This is a genomic window from Streptomyces lancefieldiae, assembly GCF_031845825.1.
In the GTDB taxonomy this organism is placed as follows: domain Bacteria; phylum Actinomycetota; class Actinomycetes; order Streptomycetales; family Streptomycetaceae; genus Streptomyces; species Streptomyces lancefieldiae.
The window spans coordinates 34819-55680 of the sequence record NZ_JAVRFH010000028.1 but is presented as its reverse complement, the minus strand read 5'-3'; the positions used below and the strand labels follow the sequence as shown (position 1 = coordinate 55680).

Annotated in this window: 20 protein-coding genes; 10 read left to right on the top strand and 10 right to left on the bottom strand. The window is 72.7% G+C overall.

Annotation, left to right across the window (positions count from 1 at the left end; genetic code table 11):
- Nucleotides 1-36 precede the first annotated feature (36 nt).
- Together RM812_RS24920 and RM812_RS24915 are read right to left on the bottom strand one after the other, a co-directional pair.
- Nucleotides 37-1902 (bottom strand): AAA family ATPase, encoded by a 1866-nt coding sequence (locus tag RM812_RS24920; RefSeq protein ID WP_311575911.1) that lies wholly within the window; start codon nucleotides 1900-1902, stop codon nucleotides 37-39.
- 430 nt (nucleotides 1903-2332) lie between these two features.
- On the bottom strand, nucleotides 2333-2953 hold the full coding sequence (locus RM812_RS24915; RefSeq protein ID WP_394816513.1) for a uridine kinase family protein: 621 nt from the start codon (nucleotides 2951-2953) through the stop codon (nucleotides 2333-2335).
- A gap of 207 nt (nucleotides 2954-3160) precedes the next feature.
- On the opposite strand from RM812_RS24915, the gene RM812_RS24910 reads away from it, so the two are divergent.
- From RM812_RS24910 to RM812_RS24895, 4 genes are all read left to right on the top strand, one after another.
- Nucleotides 3161-4534 carry a peptidase C39 family protein gene (locus tag RM812_RS24910; protein WP_311575904.1) on the top strand — a complete coding sequence of 458 codons (1374 nt, stop codon included), beginning with the start codon at nucleotides 3161-3163 and terminating at the stop codon, nucleotides 4532-4534.
- A 140-nt stretch (nucleotides 4535-4674) separates the two neighbouring features.
- On the top strand, nucleotides 4675-4815 hold the full coding sequence (locus RM812_RS24905; RefSeq protein ID WP_311575900.1) for an SCO1431 family membrane protein: 141 nt from the start codon (nucleotides 4675-4677) through the stop codon (nucleotides 4813-4815).
- A gap of 81 nt (nucleotides 4816-4896) precedes the next feature.
- The gene (locus RM812_RS24900; RefSeq protein WP_311575897.1) at nucleotides 4897-5556 is read left to right on the top strand and encodes a TetR/AcrR family transcriptional regulator; all 660 of its coding nucleotides are present in this window, start codon (nucleotides 4897-4899) and stop codon (nucleotides 5554-5556) included.
- Nucleotides 5557-6099: 543 nt separating this feature from the next.
- A complete protein-coding gene (locus RM812_RS24895; protein ID WP_311575894.1) occupies nucleotides 6100-7272 on the top strand; it encodes an acyl-CoA dehydrogenase family protein in 1173 nt (390 codons plus the stop codon).
- On the opposite strand, the gene RM812_RS24890 is transcribed toward RM812_RS24895, so the two are convergent.
- Entirely contained in the window at nucleotides 7235-7516 is a 282-nt protein-coding gene (locus tag RM812_RS24890) for a hypothetical protein (RefSeq protein ID WP_311575892.1), read from the bottom strand. The genes RM812_RS24895 and RM812_RS24890 overlap by 38 nt on opposite strands.
- Before the next feature lie 307 nt (nucleotides 7517-7823).
- On the bottom strand, nucleotides 7824-8261 hold the full coding sequence (locus RM812_RS24885) for a hypothetical protein (RefSeq protein WP_311575890.1): 438 nt from the start codon (nucleotides 8259-8261) through the stop codon (nucleotides 7824-7826).
- A gap of 267 nt (nucleotides 8262-8528) precedes the next feature.
- Here RM812_RS24885 and RM812_RS24880 point away from each other — a divergent pair, with 267 nt between their 5' ends.
- From RM812_RS24880 to fxsA, 4 genes are all read left to right on the top strand, one after another.
- Nucleotides 8529-8969 carry an Lrp/AsnC family transcriptional regulator gene (locus RM812_RS24880; protein WP_142196567.1) on the top strand — a complete coding sequence of 147 codons (441 nt, stop codon included), beginning with the start codon at nucleotides 8529-8531 and terminating at the stop codon, nucleotides 8967-8969.
- Between the two features lie 94 nt (nucleotides 8970-9063).
- A complete protein-coding gene (locus tag RM812_RS24875) occupies nucleotides 9064-10668 on the top strand; it encodes an amidohydrolase (RefSeq protein ID WP_311575884.1) in 1605 nt (534 codons plus the stop codon).
- 534 nt (nucleotides 10669-11202) lie between these two features.
- Nucleotides 11203-12150 carry a polyprenol monophosphomannose synthase gene (locus tag RM812_RS24870; RefSeq protein WP_311575882.1) on the top strand — a complete coding sequence of 316 codons (948 nt, stop codon included), beginning with the start codon at nucleotides 11203-11205 and terminating at the stop codon, nucleotides 12148-12150.
- Nucleotides 12151-12196: 46 nt separating this feature from the next.
- Nucleotides 12197-12769 (top strand): FxsA family membrane protein, encoded by a 573-nt coding sequence (gene fxsA, locus RM812_RS24865; protein WP_311575880.1) that lies wholly within the window; start codon nucleotides 12197-12199, stop codon nucleotides 12767-12769.
- A 129-nt stretch (nucleotides 12770-12898) separates the two neighbouring features.
- Here the strand turns inward: fxsA and RM812_RS24860 are convergent, their stop codons facing one another.
- The 4 genes from RM812_RS24860 to yczE all read right to left on the bottom strand — a co-directional run bounded on the left by RM812_RS24860 (nucleotide 12899) and on the right by yczE (nucleotide 16409).
- Complete coding sequence (locus tag RM812_RS24860) at nucleotides 12899-13273, bottom strand: RNA polymerase-binding protein RbpA (protein WP_003977404.1); 375 nt, start codon at nucleotides 13271-13273, stop codon at nucleotides 12899-12901.
- A 277-nt stretch (nucleotides 13274-13550) separates the two neighbouring features.
- Entirely contained in the window at nucleotides 13551-14897 is a 1347-nt protein-coding gene (locus RM812_RS24855; RefSeq protein ID WP_311575766.1) for an MFS transporter, read from the bottom strand.
- Between the two features lie 85 nt (nucleotides 14898-14982).
- Nucleotides 14983-15750: a glycerophosphodiester phosphodiesterase gene (locus RM812_RS24850; protein ID WP_311575763.1), complete on the bottom strand. Its 768-nt coding sequence runs from the start codon at nucleotides 15748-15750 to the stop codon at nucleotides 14983-14985.
- Nucleotides 15747-16409: a membrane protein YczE gene (gene yczE / locus RM812_RS24845; protein WP_311575760.1), complete on the bottom strand. Its 663-nt coding sequence runs from the start codon at nucleotides 16407-16409 to the stop codon at nucleotides 15747-15749. The genes RM812_RS24850 and yczE overlap by 4 nt, the downstream gene beginning before the upstream one ends.
- A gap of 98 nt (nucleotides 16410-16507) precedes the next feature.
- On the opposite strand from yczE, the gene RM812_RS24840 reads away from it, so the two are divergent.
- The gene (locus RM812_RS24840; RefSeq protein WP_311575757.1) at nucleotides 16508-18007 is read left to right on the top strand and encodes an SCO1417 family MocR-like transcription factor; all 1500 of its coding nucleotides are present in this window, start codon (nucleotides 16508-16510) and stop codon (nucleotides 18005-18007) included.
- A gap of 50 nt (nucleotides 18008-18057) precedes the next feature.
- Here the strand turns inward: RM812_RS24840 and RM812_RS24835 are convergent, their stop codons facing one another.
- Both RM812_RS24835 and RM812_RS24830 read right to left on the bottom strand, forming a co-directional pair.
- Complete coding sequence (locus tag RM812_RS24835) at nucleotides 18058-19764, bottom strand: P-loop NTPase family protein (RefSeq protein ID WP_311575754.1); 1707 nt, start codon at nucleotides 19762-19764, stop codon at nucleotides 18058-18060.
- Between the two features lie 53 nt (nucleotides 19765-19817).
- A complete protein-coding gene (locus tag RM812_RS24830; protein WP_311575751.1) occupies nucleotides 19818-20012 on the bottom strand; it encodes a hypothetical protein in 195 nt (64 codons plus the stop codon).
- 309 nt (nucleotides 20013-20321) lie between these two features.
- Between RM812_RS24830 and RM812_RS24825 the strand changes: the two genes are divergently transcribed.
- Entirely contained in the window at nucleotides 20322-20714 is a 393-nt protein-coding gene (locus RM812_RS24825) for an ankyrin repeat domain-containing protein (RefSeq protein ID WP_311575748.1), read from the top strand.
- The last annotated feature ends 148 nt before the right edge of the window (nucleotides 20715-20862 follow it).

Genomic DNA, 20862 nt, shown 5'->3' with positions numbered 1-20862 from the left:
CCGCGCACCGGTCCGCCCGCACGGACACCCGACGCCCTACAGGGCCGACGGATCCTGCGGTCCCCGCCCGGACAGCACCTCCCCGTACGCCTGCATCAGATCCGGCAACCGCAACGTCGCCAGGTCGTCCCGCGTCAGGGTGCCGGGGTACACCGACAACCGCAGGTCCCGGTACGCGCAGCTCTTCTCGTACAGCGTCCGCAGAAACCGCCCGTTCCCCAGTTCGTCGATCCAGCCCTGGTCCACCACGTGCCCGGCGATCGACCGCAGTTCGTCGAGCGCCTCCTCGTCCCACACGTCCCCGTTCTCGGCCGCGAGCACCTCACCGATCGAGGTGAGCTCCAGCGGCCGGTACGACGGGAAGTCGACCCGCGTCGTGAAGCGGGAGGACAGCCCCGGGTTGGCGCTCAGCAGCCGGTCCATGCCCTCCGGATAGCCGGCCAGGATCACCACCAGGTGGTCACGGTTGTCCTCGGCCCGCTTCAGCAGCACCTGCAGCGCCTCGTCGCCGTAGGCGTCGCCCTTGCCGTAGCCGGTATTGGACAGGGAGTACGCCTCGTCGACGAAGAGGACACCGCCGAGTGCGGAGTCGATCAGCTCGTTGGCCTTCACCGCGGTCTGGCCGAGGTACTCGCCGACCAGGTCGGCCCGCTGCGCCTCCACGAGGTGGTCGCCGCCGAGCAGACCGAGGGCGTAGAAGACGCGGCCCAGGATGCGGGCCACGGTGGTCTTGCCGGTACCGGAGGGACCGGAGAAGACGAAGTGACGTTTGGGCGGCTGGACCGGCAGGCCCTGCCCGGCCCGCAGCCGCGCCATGTTCAGCTGCGCGGACAGTGCCTTGACCTGGCGCTTCACCGGCTCCAGCCCCACCATGCGCTCCAGCTCGGCGAGCGCCTCCTCCAGTAAGGAAGGGTCGGTGGGCCCGGTGGGCAGGGACGGGTCGGGCCCGTCGTTCTTCTCGCGCACCGACGGTCCACCCAGCGAGGGCAGGGCAGCGGACAACGGTGGCTCGGGGACGGAGAGCTTGAGGTCGCGCTCCTCGGTGCCGAAGAGGGGGTCGAGCCCGTCGGAGCCGTCCAGGCCGTCCCATCCCATACCGGCCTGGGCGAGCCCCGTGAGATCCGTGGAGTCGTCATAGCCGTCGGCCTCGGCGATCGCCGCCAGCCGGGCCGAGGTGTCCATGAAGGCGGGGTCGACGCGGTGCACGGCCCGGTACAGCGGCATCGCGGCGGCGCTGCGGCCCGTGCCCTCGTGGGCCCGGGCCAGCCAGTAGCGCAGCTCCTTGCGCTGCGGCTGCTCGCTGCGGCACCGCATGAGGGCCGCCGACAGCACCGGCTCCGCCTGCCCGTACATCTCCAGCCGCACCCGCGCCATACCGCTGAACAGGCCCGCCTCGATGCCCAGCAGCGGATCGCCGAGCAGCGGGTCGGTGTGCCGGACGAGCTGCTCCCAGTCCTTGACGAGATAGGCGCGGCACGCGTGCAGAAAGCGGACCTGGGGGTCGGTGTCCACCGGCGGCAGCCCGGCGAGTGCGCGGTCCAGCTCCGCGACGTGGCGGCCGTCCAGCCAGTGCGAGGCGTGCGCCAGCAGCAGATCGCGGGGCTCCTCCAGCACGGGCTGCACCCACCAGCCCAGCCAGTACCAGGAGTTGAGCGCCCGGCGGTGGCGGGTGCGCTGCTCGCCGAAGCGGTCCCGGTGCCGGAACATCCTCAGCAGCGCGTTGGTGGTGTCGACGCGCAGGGCGTGCAGTCCCAGCCAGCCGTCGGCCATCGCGGGGTCGATGCGCACCGCGACCCGGAACTCCTCCTCCGCCTGTGGATATGCCCCCATGGTGTAGGCGTCCACGCCGCGCAGCCAGGCGAGGTCGGCCGGGGCCGGTGGGCCCTGCGTGCCGAAGTCCATCCCGTCCCCCACGAACCGTGCCCCCGTCGGTAAGCCGCCGGGCCGTCGCCCACCGGCCGCCTCGGTCAACGGCTGTACCGCGGACCGGAGTTGCAAGGTGCGCGCGGCAACCGCCCGTAGGTCGCACCGAGGGCATCGTACCCGCGGCGGTCTTCCCTCCGAAGGGTGCCGGACAGGCCGTTCGGGGAGGTGGGAGCAGACGGGGGCGCACGCGGGGCGGTGACCGAGGGTGAGCGGTTCGCGTCGCGGAGCAGCCGGGAAACGCGCTGAGGGCAGAACGAAGCCCCCGATCACGGGGGAACAACCGGGGGCTTCGCGTCTGCGGGCGGCTCCGAAGGGCCGCACATTGAGAACGTAAGACCTGTACGACCCTTGGGTCAAGCGGAGTTGAGGCTCTCCCGCAAGTTGTCGAGCACCGATCTTCACGAGATCAGCACATTGCCGAGGGGTCGTCACCCTCCGTGAGGAAGAGGGCTCGGCCGGGGCTTCCCGCCGGTCCCGGGAGCACCTCGTACCCCTGCTCGCCCTGCCGTACCAGAAGGTGCGCGAAGGGGCGCGAGGGGTCGTGGGCGAAGTGCCGGCGCTCCGCCGGGATCCACCCGTCCCAGAAGGCCCGCTGTTCCGCTCCGTCGCGCGCCCGCCCGCGCGCCCACGCCTGCTCGCGCGGCAGCTCCATCCAGAGCAGCCGCGCCAGATACGGACGCAGCGCCTCGCGGCCCGCGCCGACCCCCTCCATCAGGACCACCGGGGCGGGTGGCAGCGGGCGGAACGCCGTGAAGGACCGGGCCCGCCAGTCGTACGGGGCGTAGTGCGCGGTCTCACCGCGCCGCAGGGGCTCGACCACCTGGCTCAGCAGCCGCCCGGTCCAGTCGAACAGCTCGTCGTGGGTGGCGATGTCGTCGAGGTGCAGCACCGGCGCGCCGCCCAACTCGGCGGCCAGCCGTCCGGCGAACGTGGACTTCCCCGAGCCGGCGTGCCCGTCGACGCCGACGAGCCGCACGGGCCCGCACGAAGGGGGTAGCCGACGGAGCCGGGCTGCGAGATCGTGGATGGCGGGTCCTGGGCGGCGCGAGGGGGCGGGCGTGTTCGCCCCGCACTCTAACGGGGCCGGGCACACCCCCGTGCCACTGGTCGACACCAATATTCATGGCGTGGCGTGCGCGGAAGTGCTGGCAGGGAGTGGGCGCCCACGGCCATAGTTGGCGCACAACCGTGCAACGGACCCGCCCCGACTCGGACACCTGGGGGTCTTCCACCCATGAGCAGAGCCGAACAGCCGTCCCGCAGAACCGTCCTGGCCGCCGCGGTCGCCGCCGCCGTGGCGGGCAGCGCGGCCCCCGCCACCGCGGAAGCCGTGCCCGGCGCGGGCACCGGCACCGCGCACCCGGACCGTGCCCCCGCCCGGCAGGTGGACTACCGCGCCTGGACCACGTTCACCGACTGGCGGGGCGGTAGCGCGCGAGGCGCCCGCCCCGTCGCGGGCGCCCGGCCCGGTGTCGTGATCGGCACCCCGGCCGGCACCACCGAGTACACCGACCCGCACACCGGCAGGACCACCGGCTGGGAGTACGCGACCTGGACCTCGCCCGTCCACCGGCTCGCCGTGCCCTCGACCGAGGTGATCGCCTCCTGGAACGCGCACACCCCGAGCGGCACGTGGCTCCAGGTCGAGCTCCGGGGCACCTACTCCGACGGCACGGAGACACCCTGGTACGTGATGGGCCGCTGGGCGGCCGGCGACCAGGACATCAAACGCACCTCCGTCGACGACCAGAGCGACGGCAGGAGCAGCGTCTGGACGGACACCTTCGCCATCGACGACGCCTCCACCGGCCTGCGCCTGGCCTCCTACCGGCTCAGGCTGACCCTCTACCGCCGCCCCGGCACGAGGACCACGCCGACCGTCTGGCGGCTCGGCGCGATGGGCTCCGACATCCCCGACCGCTTCACCGTCCCGGCCAGCACCCCCGGTCTCGCCCAGGAACTGCGCGTCCCGCGCTACTCGCAGGAGATCCACAAGGGCCAGTACCCCGAGTACGACAACGGCGGCGAGGCCTGGTGCAGCCCCACGTCCTCGCAGATGATCGTCGAGTACTGGGGCGGCCGGCTCACCGAGGGGCAGCTCGCCTGGGTCGACCCCTCCTACGCCGACCCGCAGATCTGCCACGCGGCTCGGTACACGTACGACCACCAGTACGCCGGCTGCGGCAACTGGCCCTTCAACGCCGCCTACGCGGCCACCTTCAAGGACCTCCAGGGCGTGGTCACCCGCCTCGGTTCGCTCGCCGACCTGGAGACGCTGATCGCGGCCGGCATCCCGGCCATAACGTCCCAGTCCTTCCTGGAGAAGGAGCTGACCGGGGCCGGTTACGGCACATCGGGCCACCTGATGACGGTGATCGGCTTCACGGTCGACGGTGACGTGATCGCCAACGATCCGGCCTCGGACGACAACGAGGCCGTGCGCCGCGTCTACAAGCGGCGCGAGTGGGAGAACATCTGGCTCAGGACCAAGCGGTACAACGCCAGTGGCAAGGTCGTCTCCGGCACCGGCGGCGTCTGCTACCTGTACTTCCCCGCGCAGCCGAGCCCGCGCCAGCTCAAGGCGCTCGCGGCGGTGGGCGTGCGCTGACCCGCACCTCGACCACGGGCCCCCGGCGCCGCCGGGGGCCTTCGCTGTGACCGACGTCTCCGCCGCAAAAGCCGCCGGCGGTGGCAAGGTGGACAGGGTCGAGGGGGAGTCCACCGAGCATCCGGGATCAGCGAGCAGCCATGACCGCACACACCACCACCGCCGCACGTGTCCGTACCGGCGGCCCCAAGGACGACGGCCCGAAGATCCTCGAGCACGTCATGGGCTGGACCCTCGTCGTGGTGATCGCGATGTTCGTGGTCCAGCTCGGCCTGCTCTGACGTGACCTTCGTGTGACCTGTCCCACGAACCGACCTGCCATACTGCGGAGGTCCTGCCGCCCGTAGGAACCAGGGTCGAGATTGAATATCGGTCAACAGCGTGCCGCCGCCCTTCCCCGGGCGCGCGGCACGGAGCGTTCGCTGGCACGCCGCGCCGAACTCATCGCCATCGGGCGGAGGTTGTTCGCCGACACGTCCTACGACGCGCTCTCGATGGACGACATCGCCCGCCAGGCGCACGTCGCCAAAGGGCTGATCTACTACTACTTCCGGTCCAAGCGGGGCTACTACCTGGCGATCATCCAGGACTCCGTGGCCGGTCTGGTCACCACCGCCGCGGGCGGCACCGAACTGCCGCGACTGGACCGCGTCCACCGCACCATCGACGGCTATCTGCGCTACGCCGAGCACAACCAGGCCGCCTACCGCACGATCGTCAGCGGCGGCGTCGGCTTCGACGCCGAGGTCCACGCGGTCCGGGACGGGGTGCGCGAGGCGATCGTCGGCACCATCGCCGAAGGGGCGTACGGCCGTTCCGACATCGGACCGCTGGCCCGCATGGGCCTGCTCTCCTGGGTGTGCGGCGTCGAGGGCGCCACCCTTGACTGGATCGGCAGCACCGAACTGCCCCGCGAGGCCATGCGTGACCTGCTGGTGAAGACACTCGGCGGCACCCTGCGCGCCATCGAGGAGCTGGACCCCTCCTGCCCGGCCCCGGCCCCGGCCCGCCGGGACACCTGACGCGGCGCGCAGGCGGCGCCGGCATCCCACCCGCGTCGCTCTCCGGCCCGTGTCGCTCTCCGGCCCGCATCGCTCTCCGGCCCGCATCGCTCTCCGGCCCGCATCGCTCTCCGGCCCGCGTCGCTCTCCGGCCCGTGTCGCTCTCCGGTCGTGGTGGGCCGATCGCCTCGACCGGCTCGTCGCCTCCTCGGCGCGCTCCTCCACGAGCCGGCCGCGGTCCGAGGCGGCATCCGCCCGGACCGCCCGGACGGGTGCGGGGCGGTGGCGCACCCCGCCGGGAACCCCCCGGGACGCCGGTCCGACCGGCGCCGATCACGACCGTGTCCCCCGGAAGAACCGGTTCGCGCCAACATCGTGAAGTAAGCGGTCGTTAACTGGTGACTCCATGCGTCCGATCGGGCATACTCACAGCGCACAGCCGCTGGTCAGCCGCTTCCGTGACCCGGGGGTGCGAGCATCGGCCAGGCCCGAGAGACCCGGCGGAACCGCCTCCACCCAAGGCGCACCTCCGCCGATGTGCCCGACAGGGAGGAGAGCGTCGCCATGCCCGACCGCGCCCCGCAGCCGGTGGACCGGCAACTGCCCACGGACGAGGCCCGGGATCTGATCTCGCTCGTCCGCGACATCGCGCAGCGTGAGATCGCCCCGAGCGCGGCCGAGGAGGAGGACGCCGGACGCTTCCCGCGCGAGGTCTTCACCCTGCTCTCCGAATCCGGCCTGCTCGGCCTGCCCTACGACGCCGAGTACGGCGGCGGGGAGCAGCCGTACGAGGTCTACCTCCAGGTCCTCGAAGAGCTCGCCGCGGCCCGGCTCACCGTCGGCCTCGGCGTCAGCGTGCACACGCTCGCCTCCTACGCGCTCGCCGCCTTCGGTACGAAGGAGCAGCAGGTCGAACACCTGCCCGCGATGCTCGGCGGCGGCCTGCTCGGCGCGTACTGCCTCTCCGAACCCGCCTCGGGCTCCGACGCCGCCTCCCTGCGGACCAAGGCGGTGCGCGACGGCGAGGGCTGGGTGATCACCGGCACCAAGGCGTGGATCACGCACGGAGGCATCGCCGACTTCTACACCGTCATGGCGCGCACCGGAGAGGAGGGCCCCCGCGGGATCACCGCCTTCCTGGTACCCGGTGACGCGGAGGGACTGAGCGCCGCGGCGCCGGAGAAGAAGATGGGGCTCAAGGGCTCGCCCACCGCGCAGGTCCACCTCGACGGCGTGCGGGTCTCCGACGCGCGGCGCCTGGGCGACGAGGGGCAGGGCTTCGCGATCGCCCTGTCCGCGCTCGAGTCCGGTCGGCTCGGCATCGCGGCCTGCGCGATCGGTGTGGCCCAGGCGGCGCTGGACGAGGCGGTGTCCTACGCGGCGCAGCGGCGGCAGTTCGGCAAGCCGATCGCGGACTTCCAGGGGCTGCGCTTCATGCTGGCCGACATGGCGACCCAGATCGAGGCCGGCCGCGCGCTGTACCTGTCGGCCGCGCGGCTGCGCGACGCCGGGCTGCCGTTCGCCAAGCAGGCCGCGATGGCCAAGCTGCTGTGCACCGACACCGCGATGCGGGTCACCACCGACGCCGTGCAGATCCTCGGCGGCTATGGCTACACCGCGGACTTCCCGGCCGAGCGGTACATGCGCGAGGCCAAGGTGCTGCAGATCGTCGAGGGCACCAACCAGATCCAGCGGATGGTCATCGCCCGTCATCTCGCGGGTCCCGAGGGACGCTGAAATCGCCGGTGACAGGGGAGTCACCGGCGGCGGTGTGGTCCCCGACCCCGCGCGGGGGTGCCGCGAGCCTGACCCACTCCGGGTCGTGGCACCCCGGGAGGGTACGGCCGCGGTCGGCCCAGGCCCGCATCAGCTCACGGTAGATCGGCGGGTCCGGGAGCTGCGGAGCCGGCGGAACCGATCCCGCGGGCACCGGGACGAACACATGGCGCCGACGCCCGGTCGCCGAGTACGTGACGGTCATACCCGGGCAACGCTGCGACGCACGGAGAGGTCACCGGCCCACCGAATCGAGCGTGGGTTCGTAGACGTCCGGCAGCGAGCCGCTGTTGCCGTGCGCGGCCCGGACGTGCCGTCTGCCGCACGCCGGTCCGACGCGCCGTCCGCCCACGCCGGTCCGACGCGCCGTCCGCCCACGCCGGTCCGCCCCCGCCCGGGCGGCACCCCGAACCGCGCCACGGCACCTGTGGCCGTGGCGCGGGTGGCCCGACGGAATCGAGCGACGCCGTTCGAGGACGGCGGGACCCGGGGCCCGTCCGGCCGGGCGGAGGCTAGGCCGCCCGGCGTCGCATCGTCGGCACGCGCATCGGGCGCGAACCCGGGCCGCCGACGTGGGAGAAGGGCTGGGTCCGCCAGTCGAGGCCCCGCGGGAGCGTCAACAGCAGGGCGGTGTCCTGCTCATGGGGCTGGAACGACTCGTCCGCGGGGCGGGCCTCGGTGGCCCGGCGGCCGGTGCCGACGCAGACCGTGAGCCCGAACGGGTTCCACGGCGAGGCGCACAGCGCGTGCTCCGGCAACACCGCCTCGTCCGCCAGCAGGGCGATGGGCTGCGCACAGTCCGGGCAGATCACCCGGTACATCTCCAAGGTGTCGTAGGCGTCGAGTTCCTCGTCGTCGTAGGCGTCGGGTTCGACACCCTCCGATACGGGCTCGACGACCGGCTGCTGCCGCTTGGGCGCGGTACGACCAGGGCGCTTAAGACTCTGCATGGGATTCTCCCCCTCGGGCTGGGCCGTGACGGCACTGCGGCCTCGACCACAGCAAGCACTTCCCGTCCCCCCTCCGGGGTAATCACGAGAACATCACGGAGGCTGTTCGAAAGCTGTGGTGTTCGTCACATGCCGCCCGCGGGTGCCCCGTCCGGCTGATTTGTCCCCGCTCGGCCGGCGGCCGTCGCCCCGTCACATCACGAAGCGGGCATGACCTGGGCTGCTCAGGTATCCGAGGAGATCAACCGCACTGTAGGTTCTTGCGCCATGGAGGAGCTGGACCGACAGATCGTGCAGCTGCTCGTCAAGGACGGGCGGATGAGCTACACAGACCTGGGCAAGGCCACGGGCCTGTCCACTTCGGCCGTGCACCAGCGGGTGCGGCGGCTGGAGCAGCGTGGTGTCATCCGCGGGTACGCCGCGGTCGTCGACCCGGAGGCCGTCGGGCTGCCGATGACCGCCTTCATCTCGGTGAAACCGTTCGACCCCAGCGCCCCCGACGACATCGCGGACCGCCTGGCCGGCGTCCCCGAGATCGAGGCCTGCCACAGCGTGGCGGGCGACGAGAACTACATCCTCAAGGTGCGCGTGTCCACCCCGCACGAGCTGGAGGAACTCCTCGCCCGGGTGCGCTCCCTCGCCGGGGTGTCGACTCGGACCACCGTGGTCCTGTCGACGCCGTACGAGTCCCGGCCGCCGCGGATCTGACCGGCTGCCGGGGACCCGGTGCCCCCGGCAGCCGGGTGCGGCCGCACGCCGCCCCGCGTGCCGGGCGGTCCGCGCGAGGGGCGAGACTGGTGCCATGAGTGAGTCCACCGCCCCGTCCACGACCGTCCTGCTGCGCCGCGGCGAGGTCCACAGTCCCGCCGACCCCTTCGCGACGGCGATGGTCGTCGAACGCGGCCAGGTCGCCTGGGTCGGTTCCGAGGGCGCCGCGGACGCCTTCGCGGACGGCGTGGACGAGGTGATCGACCTGGACGGCGCCCTGGTCACCCCGGCGTTCACCGACGCACATGTGCACACCACCTCCACGGGCCTCGCCCTCACCGGCCTCGACCTCTCCGGTGCCCCCACCCGCGAGGCTGCCCTCGCCCTCGTGCGGGACTTCGCCGCGGCCCGCCCGGACGACCACGTCCTGCTCGGCCACGGCTGGGACGCCTCCCGCTGGCCCGACGGCCTCCCCCCGACGCGCGCCGAACTGGACCAGGCCACCGGCGGTCGCCCCCTCTACCTCAGTCGTATCGATGTCCACTCGGCCGTCGTCACCACCGCACTGCTCGACCTGGTCCCCGGTGACGCCGGCCGCGTGGACGGCCCGCTCACCGGCGACGCCCACCACGCCGTGCGCGCCGCCGCCCTCGGTGCCGTCACCCCCGCCCAGCGCACCGACGCCCAGCGCGCCGCACTCGCGCACGCCGCCTCCGTGGGCATCGGCACCGTTCACGAATGCGCAGGACCGGAGATCTCCTCCGAGGACGACCTCACGGGGCTGCTCCGCCTGGCGGCCGAGGGGGGCGTGCCGCGCGTGATCGGGTACTGGGCCGAGCAGGACGTCGACAAGGCGAGGGAGCTGGGCGCGATCGGCGCCGCCGGCGACCTCTTCGTGGACGGCGCCCTCGGTTCGCACACCGCCTGCCTGCACCAGCCGTACGCGGACGCCGGCCACACCGGCACCGCCCACCTGGACGCCGCCGCGGTCGCCGCCCACGTGGTCGCCTGCACCGAAGTCGGCCTCCAGGCGGGCTTCCACGCCATCGGCGACGCCGCGGTGACCACCGTCGTGGAGGGCGTGCGGGCCGCCGCCGACAAGCTCGGCCTCGCCCGTGTCCGCGCCGCCCGGCACCGCGTCGAGCACGCGGAGATGCTCACCCCCGAGACGGTCGCCGCCTTCGCCGAGCTGGGTCTGACCGCCTCCGTCCAGCCCGCCTTCGACGCGCTGTGGGGCGGCGAGGACGGCATGTACGCCCAGCGCCTGGGCGTCGAGCGGGCGCGCACCCTCAACCCCTTCGCGGCCCTGCTGCGCGCCGGTGTCCCGCTCGCCTTCGGCTCCGACAGCCCGGTCACGCCTCTCGACCCGTGGGGCACCGTACGGGCCGCCGCCTTCCACCGCACACCGCAGCACCGCGTCTCCGTCCGCGCGGCCTTCACGGCGCATACGCGCGGCGGCTGGCGGGCGATCGGACGCGACGACGGGGGTGTCCTGGTGCCGGGCGCGCCCGCGGACTACGCCGTGTGGCGTACGGACGAGCTGGTGGTCCAGGCCCCCGACGACCGGGTCGCGCGCTGGTCCACCGACCCCCGCTCCGGCACCCCCGGCCTGCCCGATCTGACCCCGGGCCGGAACCTGCCCGTCTGCCTGCGTACGGTGGTGGGCGGCCGGACGGTCCACGTAGGGCCGGGCGAGTGATCTCCACCCCCGACGGGGCGATGATCTTCTCCCGCGTACGACCTGCGCGTCCTGCGCGTCCTCCGCGCTGACCTGGGCGTTGCCACAGACGTCGCAGGTCGAACGGCTGTTGACAGGCGGCGGCGGGGGGCCGGTAGGTTCGGCGGAGTCCACCACCGGACGCCCGACCGGGGAACCTTCCGCGCACGCGTCGCGGCGCCGCTGGGTCAGGGACGGTGTGCCGCACCGGGGCACCGCCACTGGGAGCCAGGCTCAGCGTTCGCGCCGTGACGGGGGGACGTTCCGGCCGGTCGGGAGGTGTGACCCGGGTGGGGCCCGGGCGCTCAGTAGACAACGGCTTTCGGTCGACCCGCAGCCAGCGGGTCCCTGGTCGGCCCGAAGGGCGCCGGGCCCCCATCCGCCGCGGAACGGTCCGAAACAGGCATCCCTACCCGGCTCTTGTGGAAAGGACACCACCATACGAACGTCCTGTCACGTCATCGCAGGCCGCGGCCATTATGGTGGTCCTCTGCGTATGGACATGAAGGGACAGCGGTGAACGACGGCGACGGGACGCCCGCGGCAGCGGGGCAGGGGAGGCGGTTCGGACCCCTGGGCACGGCCTTGGTGATCATTCCGACCTACAACGAGGCGGAGAACATCAAGGCGATCGTCGCGCGCGTGCGCGAGGCGGTGCCCCAGGCGCACGTTCTCGTGGCCGACGACAACAGCCCCGACGGCACCGGCAAGCTCGCCGACGAACTCGCCGCCGAGGACGACCACGTCCACGTCCTGCACCGCAAGGGCAAGGAGGGCCTGGGAGCCGCCTACCTCGCGGGCTTCCGCTGGGGCCTGGAGCACGGCTACGGCGTGCTGATCGAGATGGACGCCGACGGCTCCCACCAGCCGGAGGAACTGCCCCGCCTGCTGACCGCCCTCAAGGGCGCCGACCTGGTGCTCGGCTCCCGCTGGGTGCCCGGTGGCCGGGTGGTGAACTGGCCCAAGTCCCGCGAGTTCATCTCCCGCGGCGGCAGCATGTACTCGCGCATCGCCCTCGACCTGCCGCTGCGCGACATCACCGGCGGCTACCGCGCCTTCCGCCGGGAGACCCTGGAGGGGCTGGGCCTGGACGATGTCTCCTCCCAGGGCTACTGCTTCCAGGTCGACCTCGCCCGCAGGGCGATCAAGGCCGGATACCACGTCGTCGAGGTGCCGATCACGTTCGTCGAGCGCGAACTCGGCGACTCCAAGATGAGCCGCGACATCCTCGTGGAGGCGCTGTGGCGGGTCACCACGTGGGGTGTGGGGGAGCGGGTCGGCAAGGTCCTGGGCCGCGACCGGCAGCCCGGCAGGGCACCCGGCGGTCCGACGACCAGGCCGATGCAGAAGCCCGCCGCGCCGACCCTGAAGCCGGGTGAGGCGGCGGAAGAGGCGGCCGAGCCGACGGATTCGACCGGGGAGGCCGCCGACAGGTCGGTACAGAGGCCCGACAGGAACGCCTGATCATCCCCTTATCCCGCGCTGAGCCGGGGCCAGGCACACTGGGGGTATGACGACTGGCGCCCAGACCCCCAGGTCCCCCGCCCGGCCCCCACGCTCCCGCCTGCGCACGTTCCTGCCGCTGGGCGTCGCCGCCTGGCTCGTGCTGGAGATCTGGCTGCTGACCGTTGTCGCGGGGGCGTCCAGCGGGTTCGTGGTCTTCCTGTTGCTGGTGGCGGGCCTCGTCCTCGGCTCCGTGGTCATCAAGCGGGCGGGGCGCAGGGCCTTTAGGAACCTCACCCGGACCCTGCAGGAGCAGCAGGCCGGTGTGCTGCCCGAGGCCCGTCCGAACAGCGAGGGCAACGGCCTGATGATGCTGGGCGGGCTGCTCCTGATACTCCCCGGCCTGATCTCGGACGCGCTGGGCCTGCTCATGCTGCTGCCCCCGGTGCAGAAGGCCGTGAGCCGCTACGCGGAGCGGACGGTGGAGCGCAAGCTCCGCGAGGCCGGCCCGGGCACCCTCGGCGACGCCTTCCGCCAGGCCCGCATGCACCGCCCGGACGGCAAGGTCGTCCAGGGCGAGGTCATACGGGACGACCCGGACGACGCTCCCCAGGGCCCCCGCCCCCCGTTGACGCGCTGACCGACGGACCCGGCCCCGACGCGCCCGGCCCCGGCCACCCGGCCCGGCACGCACAAAAACCGCGGGTGCCGTACGTGAAGTCCACGTACGGCACCCGCGGTGTTCGGTCGTGCTGCTTACGGTTTCCCGCTACGCACTCTTGCGACTGTCTCGCGGATGCACCGCGATGTTCATCGCGCCGGAGCGCAGAACGGCCAGCCGCTCCTCGAGGACCTCTTCGAGTTCCTCGCGGGTGCGCCGTTCCATCAGCATGTCCCAGTGCGTACGCGCGGGCTTGGCCTTCTTCTCCTCAGGGCCGTCGCCATCCACCAGGAGTGCCTGGGCCCCGCAGACCTTGCACTCCCACTCCGGCGGGATCTCCGCCTCGACCGAGAAGGGCATCTCGAATCGATGCCCCTTCTCGCATGCGTACTCCACGGCCTGGCGCGGGGCCAGGTCGATGCCGCGGTCCGTCTCGTAGCTGGTCACCACGAGGCGCGTGCCGCGAAGAGCTCGCTCACTCATGAATCGTGCCTCCCGGGCTTGTCGCCCACAGGACAGGTGTCGCTGTCGTCGTCATCCGGTCAACGTCCGGGCGGCGGTAAAGATTCCCGTCCCGACTCCCGATCCGGGCCCTGCGTCGCCGTCGCAGCCGCAGCCTTGCAACCAGTGCAGTACCCGCCGACGTCCGGTTTGTCACCTCTGCTGACAGAGGCGGCATAGCGTTTCGGCACCATTGACGCGCAGTAACGGTACGCCTGGCAGGCCAAACGCGTACACTACAGCTCTTTCGCGCCGAGTGCTAAATCCTTTCGGGTACCGGATTGCCCGCGTCGGCGATCGCCCGCCGTACCGGAACCCGCGCGAGCAGCGCGAAACCGATGACGAAGAACGCCACCAGCGAGATGATCGCGTCCCGGTAGCTCCCGGTCAGCTGGTAGGTGAGCCCGAACAACAGCGGGCCCAGCCAGCTCATGCCGCGGTCGCTGAGTTCGTACGCCGAGAAGTACTCGGCCTCCTTGCCGGGCGGGACCAGGTGCGAGAACAGGGAGCGGGACAGTGCCTGGCTGCCGCCCAGGACCAGCCCGATCCCGGCCGCCAGCACGAAGAACCACACCGGAGCCCCGGCCGGCAGGAAGTACCCGGCCCCGAGAGTGACGGTCCAGGCGACCAGCGAGCCGAGGATCGTGCGCTTCGCCCCGTACGTCCGCGCCAGCCGGCCCAGCGCCAGCGCGCCGGCGACCGCCAGCAACTGGACCAGCAGGACGGCCACGATCAGCGTGGACTGACCCAGGTCCAGCTCCTCGGAGCCGTAGACCGAGGCCTGGGAGATCACCGTCTGGATGCCGTCGTTGTAGACGAGGTACGCCAGCAGGAAGGCCAGCGTCAGCGGGCGGCGGCGCATGTCGCGGACGGTCGCGGCGAGCTGCCGGAACCCGGGCACGGCGGCCTCCCGCACGGGAGCCCGGCGGTCCCGCAGCCTCCGCAGCGGGATGAGGGCGAAGGCGCCCCACCACAGGCCGGCCGACGCCAGGCAGATGCGGACCGCCGCGCTCTCGGTCAGCCCGAAGGAGTCGTGGGCGGTGTAGAGGATCAGGTTCGCGACCAGGACCAGCGCCCCGGCCGCGTAGCCGAAGGCCCAGCCGCGCGAGGAGACCGCGTCGCGTTCCTCGGGCGGGGCGATCTGGGGCAGGTAGGAGTTGTAGAGCATCATCGCCACGGACTGCGCGGCGTTGGCGACCACCAGGAGCAGACCGCCCAGGAGGTAGCGGTCGCCGTCGAGGAGGAACATGGCGGTCGTCGCCACCGCCCCGGTGTACGCGGCGGCGGCCAGCAGCGGCTTCTTGCGGCCCGTGCGGTCGGCGGCGGCCCCCACCAGGGGCATCACCAGCACCGCCACGATCACCGAGAGGGACACCGAGTAGGCGAAGAAGGAGCCGGCCCGCACCGGTATGCCCAGCGGGTGCACGTATCCGTCCGGGTCCGCCGCCGACTCGGCGACCGAGGTCAGATAGGGTCCCAGGAACACGGTGAGCACGCTCGTCGAGTAGACCGAGCACGCCCAGTCGTAGAAATACCAGCCGCGCTGTTCGCGCCGCCGGTCGGCGGCCCCGTCGGCCGAGTCCGTCCGCAGGGTGTCGGTGCCCACCCGTGCCCTCGCTTCCCCGTGAACGCGCGACGTCCCGGGGGTTCGGCCGACGGCCCCGGACGGTGCCGGAGAGTCCCGGACGGTCTCAGACCCAGACGCCGCGGTCCTCCATGACCTTGCGCAGTGTGTCGATGTGATCGGTCATGATGCCATCCACGCCCAGGTCCAGGAGCCGGTGCATGCGACCGGGATCGTTGACCGTCCAGACGTGCACCTGGAGCCCGCGCGCGTGGGCGGTGCGGAGGAAGCGGTGGTCCACCACCTGGAAGCCCGACTGGGCCTCGGGCACCTGCGCCGCCACCGCCGAACGGCGCAGCGCGGCCGGGAAGCCCCAGGACCGCAGCCGCAGGTTGAGGACGCCCCGGGTGCCGTACGACGTGGCCAGGCGCGGGCCGGCCAGCCGCTGGGCGCGGACCACGCGTGCCTCGGAGAACGAGCCGACGCAGATCCGGTCCCAGGTGTTCGTCCGCTCGATCAGCTCCAGGAGGGGAAGCAGCGCCGGCTCCGCCTTCACGTCGATGTTCCAGCGCACCCCGGGGAACGTCTCCAGGAGCTCCTCGAAGAGCGGCACCGGCTCCTCGCCCGCCACGCGCGCGTGCCGCACCCTTTCCCAGGGCAGGTCGGCGATCCGCCCGGACCCGTCCGTCACCCGGTCCAGGGTCGCGTCGTGGAAGGCGACGAGCTTCCCGTCCCGTGTGGCGTGGACGTCCGTCTCGATGTAGCGGTAGCCCGCCTCGACCGCGCGCCGGAACTGCCGCAGGGTGTTCTCCAGGCCGTCCGCCGCGCCGCCCCGGTGGGCGAAGGGGATCGGGCCGGGATGGTCCAGATAGGGGTGGCGTATCGCGGTGCTCACCGACGCAGTATCGCGCGCCGGGGTTGACCGGCGGCAACCACCGTGCTGCCGTCGGATGCCGACGGCACGGCGAACACGCGCAGGAACACCTGGGCGAGCGGGCCGATCGACACGGCGTACAGCAGGGTGCCGACACCGACCGTGCCGCCGAGGGCGAAGCCGGTGGCCACCACGGTGATCTCGACGGCCGTGCGCACCAGGCGCACCGACAACCCCGTGCGCCGGTTCAGCCCGGTCATCAGGCCGTCGCGCGGGCCCGGACCGAACCGTGCCGCGATGTACGAGCCGGTCGCCGCGCCGTTCAGGACGATCCCCGCCACCATCATCGTGATGCGCGGCGTCCAGCCGTGGGCGTCGGGCACCACGGCCAGCGTCGCGTCCATCGCGGCGCCGATCACCAGCACGTTGGAGACCGTGCCGAGCCCCGGCCGCTGGCGCAACGGTATCCACAGGAGCAGCACCGCCGCGCCCACGATCGTCAGCACCACGCCCATCGACAGGCCCGTGCGTTCCGCGAGTCCCTGGTGCAGGACGTTCCACGGCTCCAGGCCGAGTCCCGACCGGACCAGCAGCGCCGAACTCGCGCCGTACAGCACGAGTCCGCCGTAGAGCTGGGTCAGCCGCCGTGCGAGATGCCGTTGCCCGGTTTCCGTGGTCATGTCCGCCCCCTGTGGTGGTAGTGGCCCGCTGCATGACACCCTGTGGCTTGAGAAGGAGAGTCAACCATGGCCAATTCGGGGAAGGTGGACTGATTTTCATGCCGCAGTGGACCTCGGCCGTGGGGGCGGGTCAGCTCGCCCGGCTGCTCGGTTCCCAGCAGGACCGCCCCGCCGGGCCCGGCACCCGTCGCCCGCCCGCCTATCGCGCGCTCGCCGACGGCATCCGGCTGCTGGTGCTCGAAGGGCGCGTGCCGGTCGCCGCCCGGCTGCCCGCCGAACGCGAACTGGCCCTCTCCCTGACCGTCAGTCGCACCACGGTCGCAGCCGCCTACGAGGCCCTGCGCGCCGAGGGCTTCCTGGAGTCCCGGCGCGGCGCGGGCAGCTGGACCGCCGTCCCGGCCGGGAACCCGTTGCCGGCGCGCGGCCTGGAGCCGCTGCCGCCGGAGGCCCTCGGCTCGTTGATCGACCTCGGCTGCGCGGCGCTGCCCGCTCCCGAACCCTGGCTCACCCGGGCCGTGCAGGGCGCCCTGGAGGAACTTCCCCCCTACGCGCACACGCACGGCGACTACCCGGCCGGGCTGCAGGCGCTGCGGGCCATGATCGCCGAGCGTTACACCGCGCGCGGGATCCCGACCATGCCCGAGCAGATCATGGTGACCACGGGGGCGATGGGCGCGATCGACGCCATCTGCCATCTCTTCGGCGGGCGCGGTGAGCGGATCGCCGTGGAGTCGCCCTCGTACGCCAACATCCTCCAGCTGATGCGCGAGGCCGGTGCGCGACTGGTCCCCGTCGCGATGGCCGAGGGGCTGAACGGCTGGGACGTGGACCGCTGGCGTCAGGTGCTGCGCGAGGCCGCTCCCCGTATCGCCTACGTCGTCGCCGACTTCCACAACCCCACCGGCGCGCTCGCCGACGAGGACCAGCGGCGGCGGCTGGTGGATGCGGCCCGGTCGGCGGGGACGGTGCTCGTGGTCGACGAGACGATGAGCGAGCTGTGGCTGGAGGACGAGGTCGAGATGCCGCGCCCCGTGTGCGCCTTCGACCCGGCCGGCTCGACGGTCGTCACCGTCGGCTCCGCCAGCAAGGCCTTCTGGGCGGGGATGCGCATCGGCTGGGTCCGCGCCGCGCCCGACGTGATCCGCAGCCTGGTCGCCGCGCGCGCGTACGCCGACCTGGGTACACCGGTACTGGAGCAGCTGGCCGTGAACTGGCTGTTCAGCACGGGCGGCTGGGAGCAGGCGGTCCAGGTGCGGCGCGAGCAGGCCCGGCAGAACCGGGACGAGCTGGTGGCCGCGGTGCGGCGGGAGCTGCCCGGGTGGGAGTTCGAGGTGCCGCGAGGCGGGCTGACCCTGTGGGTGAGGACCGGGGGCCTCTCCGGTTCCCGGCTGGCCGAGGCGGGGGAGCGCGTGGGCGTGCGGGTTCCGTCCGGACCGCGCTTCGGGGTCGACGGGGCCTTCGAGGGGTACGTCCGGCTGCCGTTCACCGTCGGCGGCGCGGTGGCGGAGGAGGCGGCGGTACGACTGGCCGCGGCGGCCCGGCTGGTGGAGAACGGGGGCGTCGCAGGGAGCGAGGCGCCGCGGACCTTCGTGGCCTAGCCGGCGGCCGCGTTGCGGGCGGGCGGGGCGGTGACCCGGCCCGGGGTTCGTCAGGATGTCTCGGCCGCGACCGCCTTGGCCGGGACCGGGGCCGGGGAGGCCGACGCCGCTTCCCCCACGAACGGTGTCGGCTCGGGGTCCGCCCCGGCCGTCCCCGGCTCGGACTCGGCCGGGGCGGTCTGCTTCTTCGTGGAGATCTTCTCCGCCTCCGCCTCCACGGGTACGGGCGCCCGCTCACCGTCCGCGGGCGTCGTGCGCGGCGGAAGCAGGTCGAGGACCGCCTGCCGGTGGGCGTCGCTGGTCGCGTCGTCGTACGGGTCCGGGGTGGCCGGGACCTGCAGGCGGTGCACCGGGCCCGCGCCCAGTCGGGCGTAGCCCCGGCCGGGCGGAACCTGGTCGACGGGAGTGGTGCGCGGGGGAGCGCCCAGCACGGCCGTCAGCTCGTCCGCCGTGGCCGGGCCGAGGACGACACGCGCGCGTGTGTGCTGCCGTACGGCGTCACTGAGGATGTCCAGGGCGTCCAGCTGGTCGGCGACGACCATCGTGACGTTCGCGGCGCGGCCGTGCCGCAGCGGGACCTGGAGCAGGGACTGCGGGTCCCTGCGGCCGTCCGCGGCGGCCAGGTGCGCGAACGCGCTGGGCCGGTCCAGGAAGACCCACAGCGGCCGCTTGGTGTCGTCGGGCACGGGCCGGCCCTCCTGGCGGGCCCGGTTGACGGAGATCAGCCGGCGTTCCGTCTCGTGGGCGGCCCACTCGAGGCTGGTCAGAGCTCCGGTGAGACCGCACTCGACGGCCAGGACGCCGTCCCGGCCGGTCAGGCACGCGTACTCGCCGGTGCCACCGCCGTCGACGATCAGCAGGTCGCCGTGGTGCAGCGCCTGAAGGGCGACCGAGCGCAGCAGGGTGGACGTGCCGGTGCCGGGCTGCCCCAGGACCAGCAGGTGCGGCTCGGTCGAGCGGATGCCCGTGCGCCAGACGACCGGCGGTACGTCCCGCCGCTCCTCGCCGTGGGTGAGCGGCAGGGTGCGCTGGACCCCGGTCGGGTCGGTGAAGCCGAGGACGGTCTCGCCGGGCGCCGTGACGAAACGCTGGGCGGCGATGTCGGTGGGCAGCGCCGCGAGTACGTCGACGGAGAGGTGGTTGGCCTCCTCGTTCCAGCTGAACCGGTACTCACGGCCGCGGCCCGACTTCGCGGCGAGCAGGTGCTCGATCCGGGCCCGGGGCTCGGCCTCCCCGTCGGTGAAGTAAGCGGGGTAGCGGATCACCAGGTGGGCGAAGCGGCCGGTGTCGTCGAACTCGTACGCCGGGAACGCCTTCTCCCACGCGCCGCCGTGGGCGTACAGGGGCTCGGGGTCCTCGGCGAGCGAGAAGTACGGGACCAGCGCCTCGTAGAGCGACCGCAGGCGCTCGGTCTGGGCGTCGTCGGGGCCCTTCGGCGCCGGCGGAGTGCGGTCCCTGCCCTGCCAGGCCGCCGCCGCCATCAGGGAGATGACGGCGAGCAGCGGACCGTACGGCACGAGCGCCACGACCAGGACCACCGAGGCCGCCAGGAACAGCACCCCACCGCGCCTGTCCTTGGGGGTCCCGGTCCATCTGCGCCGCCCGGCCGCGGCCAGTCGGCGCAGGCCGCGGGCGATGGTGATCAGCGGCTGGAGGACGTCGCCGGCGCTGTCGGCCGCCGTCCGGGCCAGCTCCCGGCTCCGGGCGAGCCGTGCGCCGCCGTTGCTCAGAATGCGGGGGAGGGGCCGCCGGGCCACTGCTGCCTCCTGGAAGTGCGTACGTGCGGACGTCGGGCGGGGGAGGCGGGCCGTCAGAAGCTGATCCCGCCGAGGAGGCCCGCCAGACTCTCGCCGCCTGCCTTGATGCTCGGCGCGATGGCAGTGCTCGAGAGGTAGAACCCGAACAGGACGGCGGTCAGCGCGTGGGTGCCCTTGAGGCCGTCCTTGCGGAAGAAGATGAAGACGACGCAGCCGAGCAGGACCACGCCTGACATCGAGAGGACCATGTGATTTCTCCTGGTTCGCGGGACAGTCACCATGAGTACTTCCAGGCTCACAGGATGTATCCATACGATAAAAGGTGCAAATGGGGGAAATATCCCCGAATTGGCCCCCGTGGCGGAGCGGACGCCGGGCCGGTTGAGCAGGACGGCCGCGCCCGGCCGGGTCGGTACCGATCTTTACCTCGGGCACATCGGCTCATGTGCGGCGCGAGCCAGTACCCTGGCGATTCACTCGCACGGCCGCACCGCTCGCGTCCGTGCGCACACGCAGTCCCCGACGTTCGACGTTCGTAGTGAGAGGCGGTCCGGCCGATGAGTGAAGCCCCCGACCCCGAGGTCGTGGAGCTGGCGACCAAGATCTTCGATCTGGCCCGGCAGGGGCGGACCGAGGAACTGGTGGCGTACGTGGACGCCGGCGTTCCGGCCAACCTCACCAACGACCGCGGCGACTCCCTCGTCATGCTCGCCGCCTACCACGGCCACGCCGACACGGTGCGCGCGCTGCTGTCCAGGGGCGCCGAGGCCGACCGCGTCAACGACCGGGGTCAGACGCCACTCGCCGGTGCCGCCTTCAAGGGTGAAACGGAAGTGACCAAGGCTCTCCTCGAAGCCGGAGCCGACCCCGCCGCCGGTACCCCGTCGGCCGTCGACACGGCGCGGATGTTCGCCCGGACGGAGCTGCTGGAGCTGTTCGGGGCGCAGTGACCGGGCGTGGACACGGGTCTGCCGTGAGGCTGCTCCGGGCCCGCCCCACACTTTTTGACCAGGGAAAACACTGAAAACGGGGGAGGCGGTACAGGGCCGCCGAAATTTCGGTCGCGGCAGATGTGACCGCCGGGTCATCATGACGACG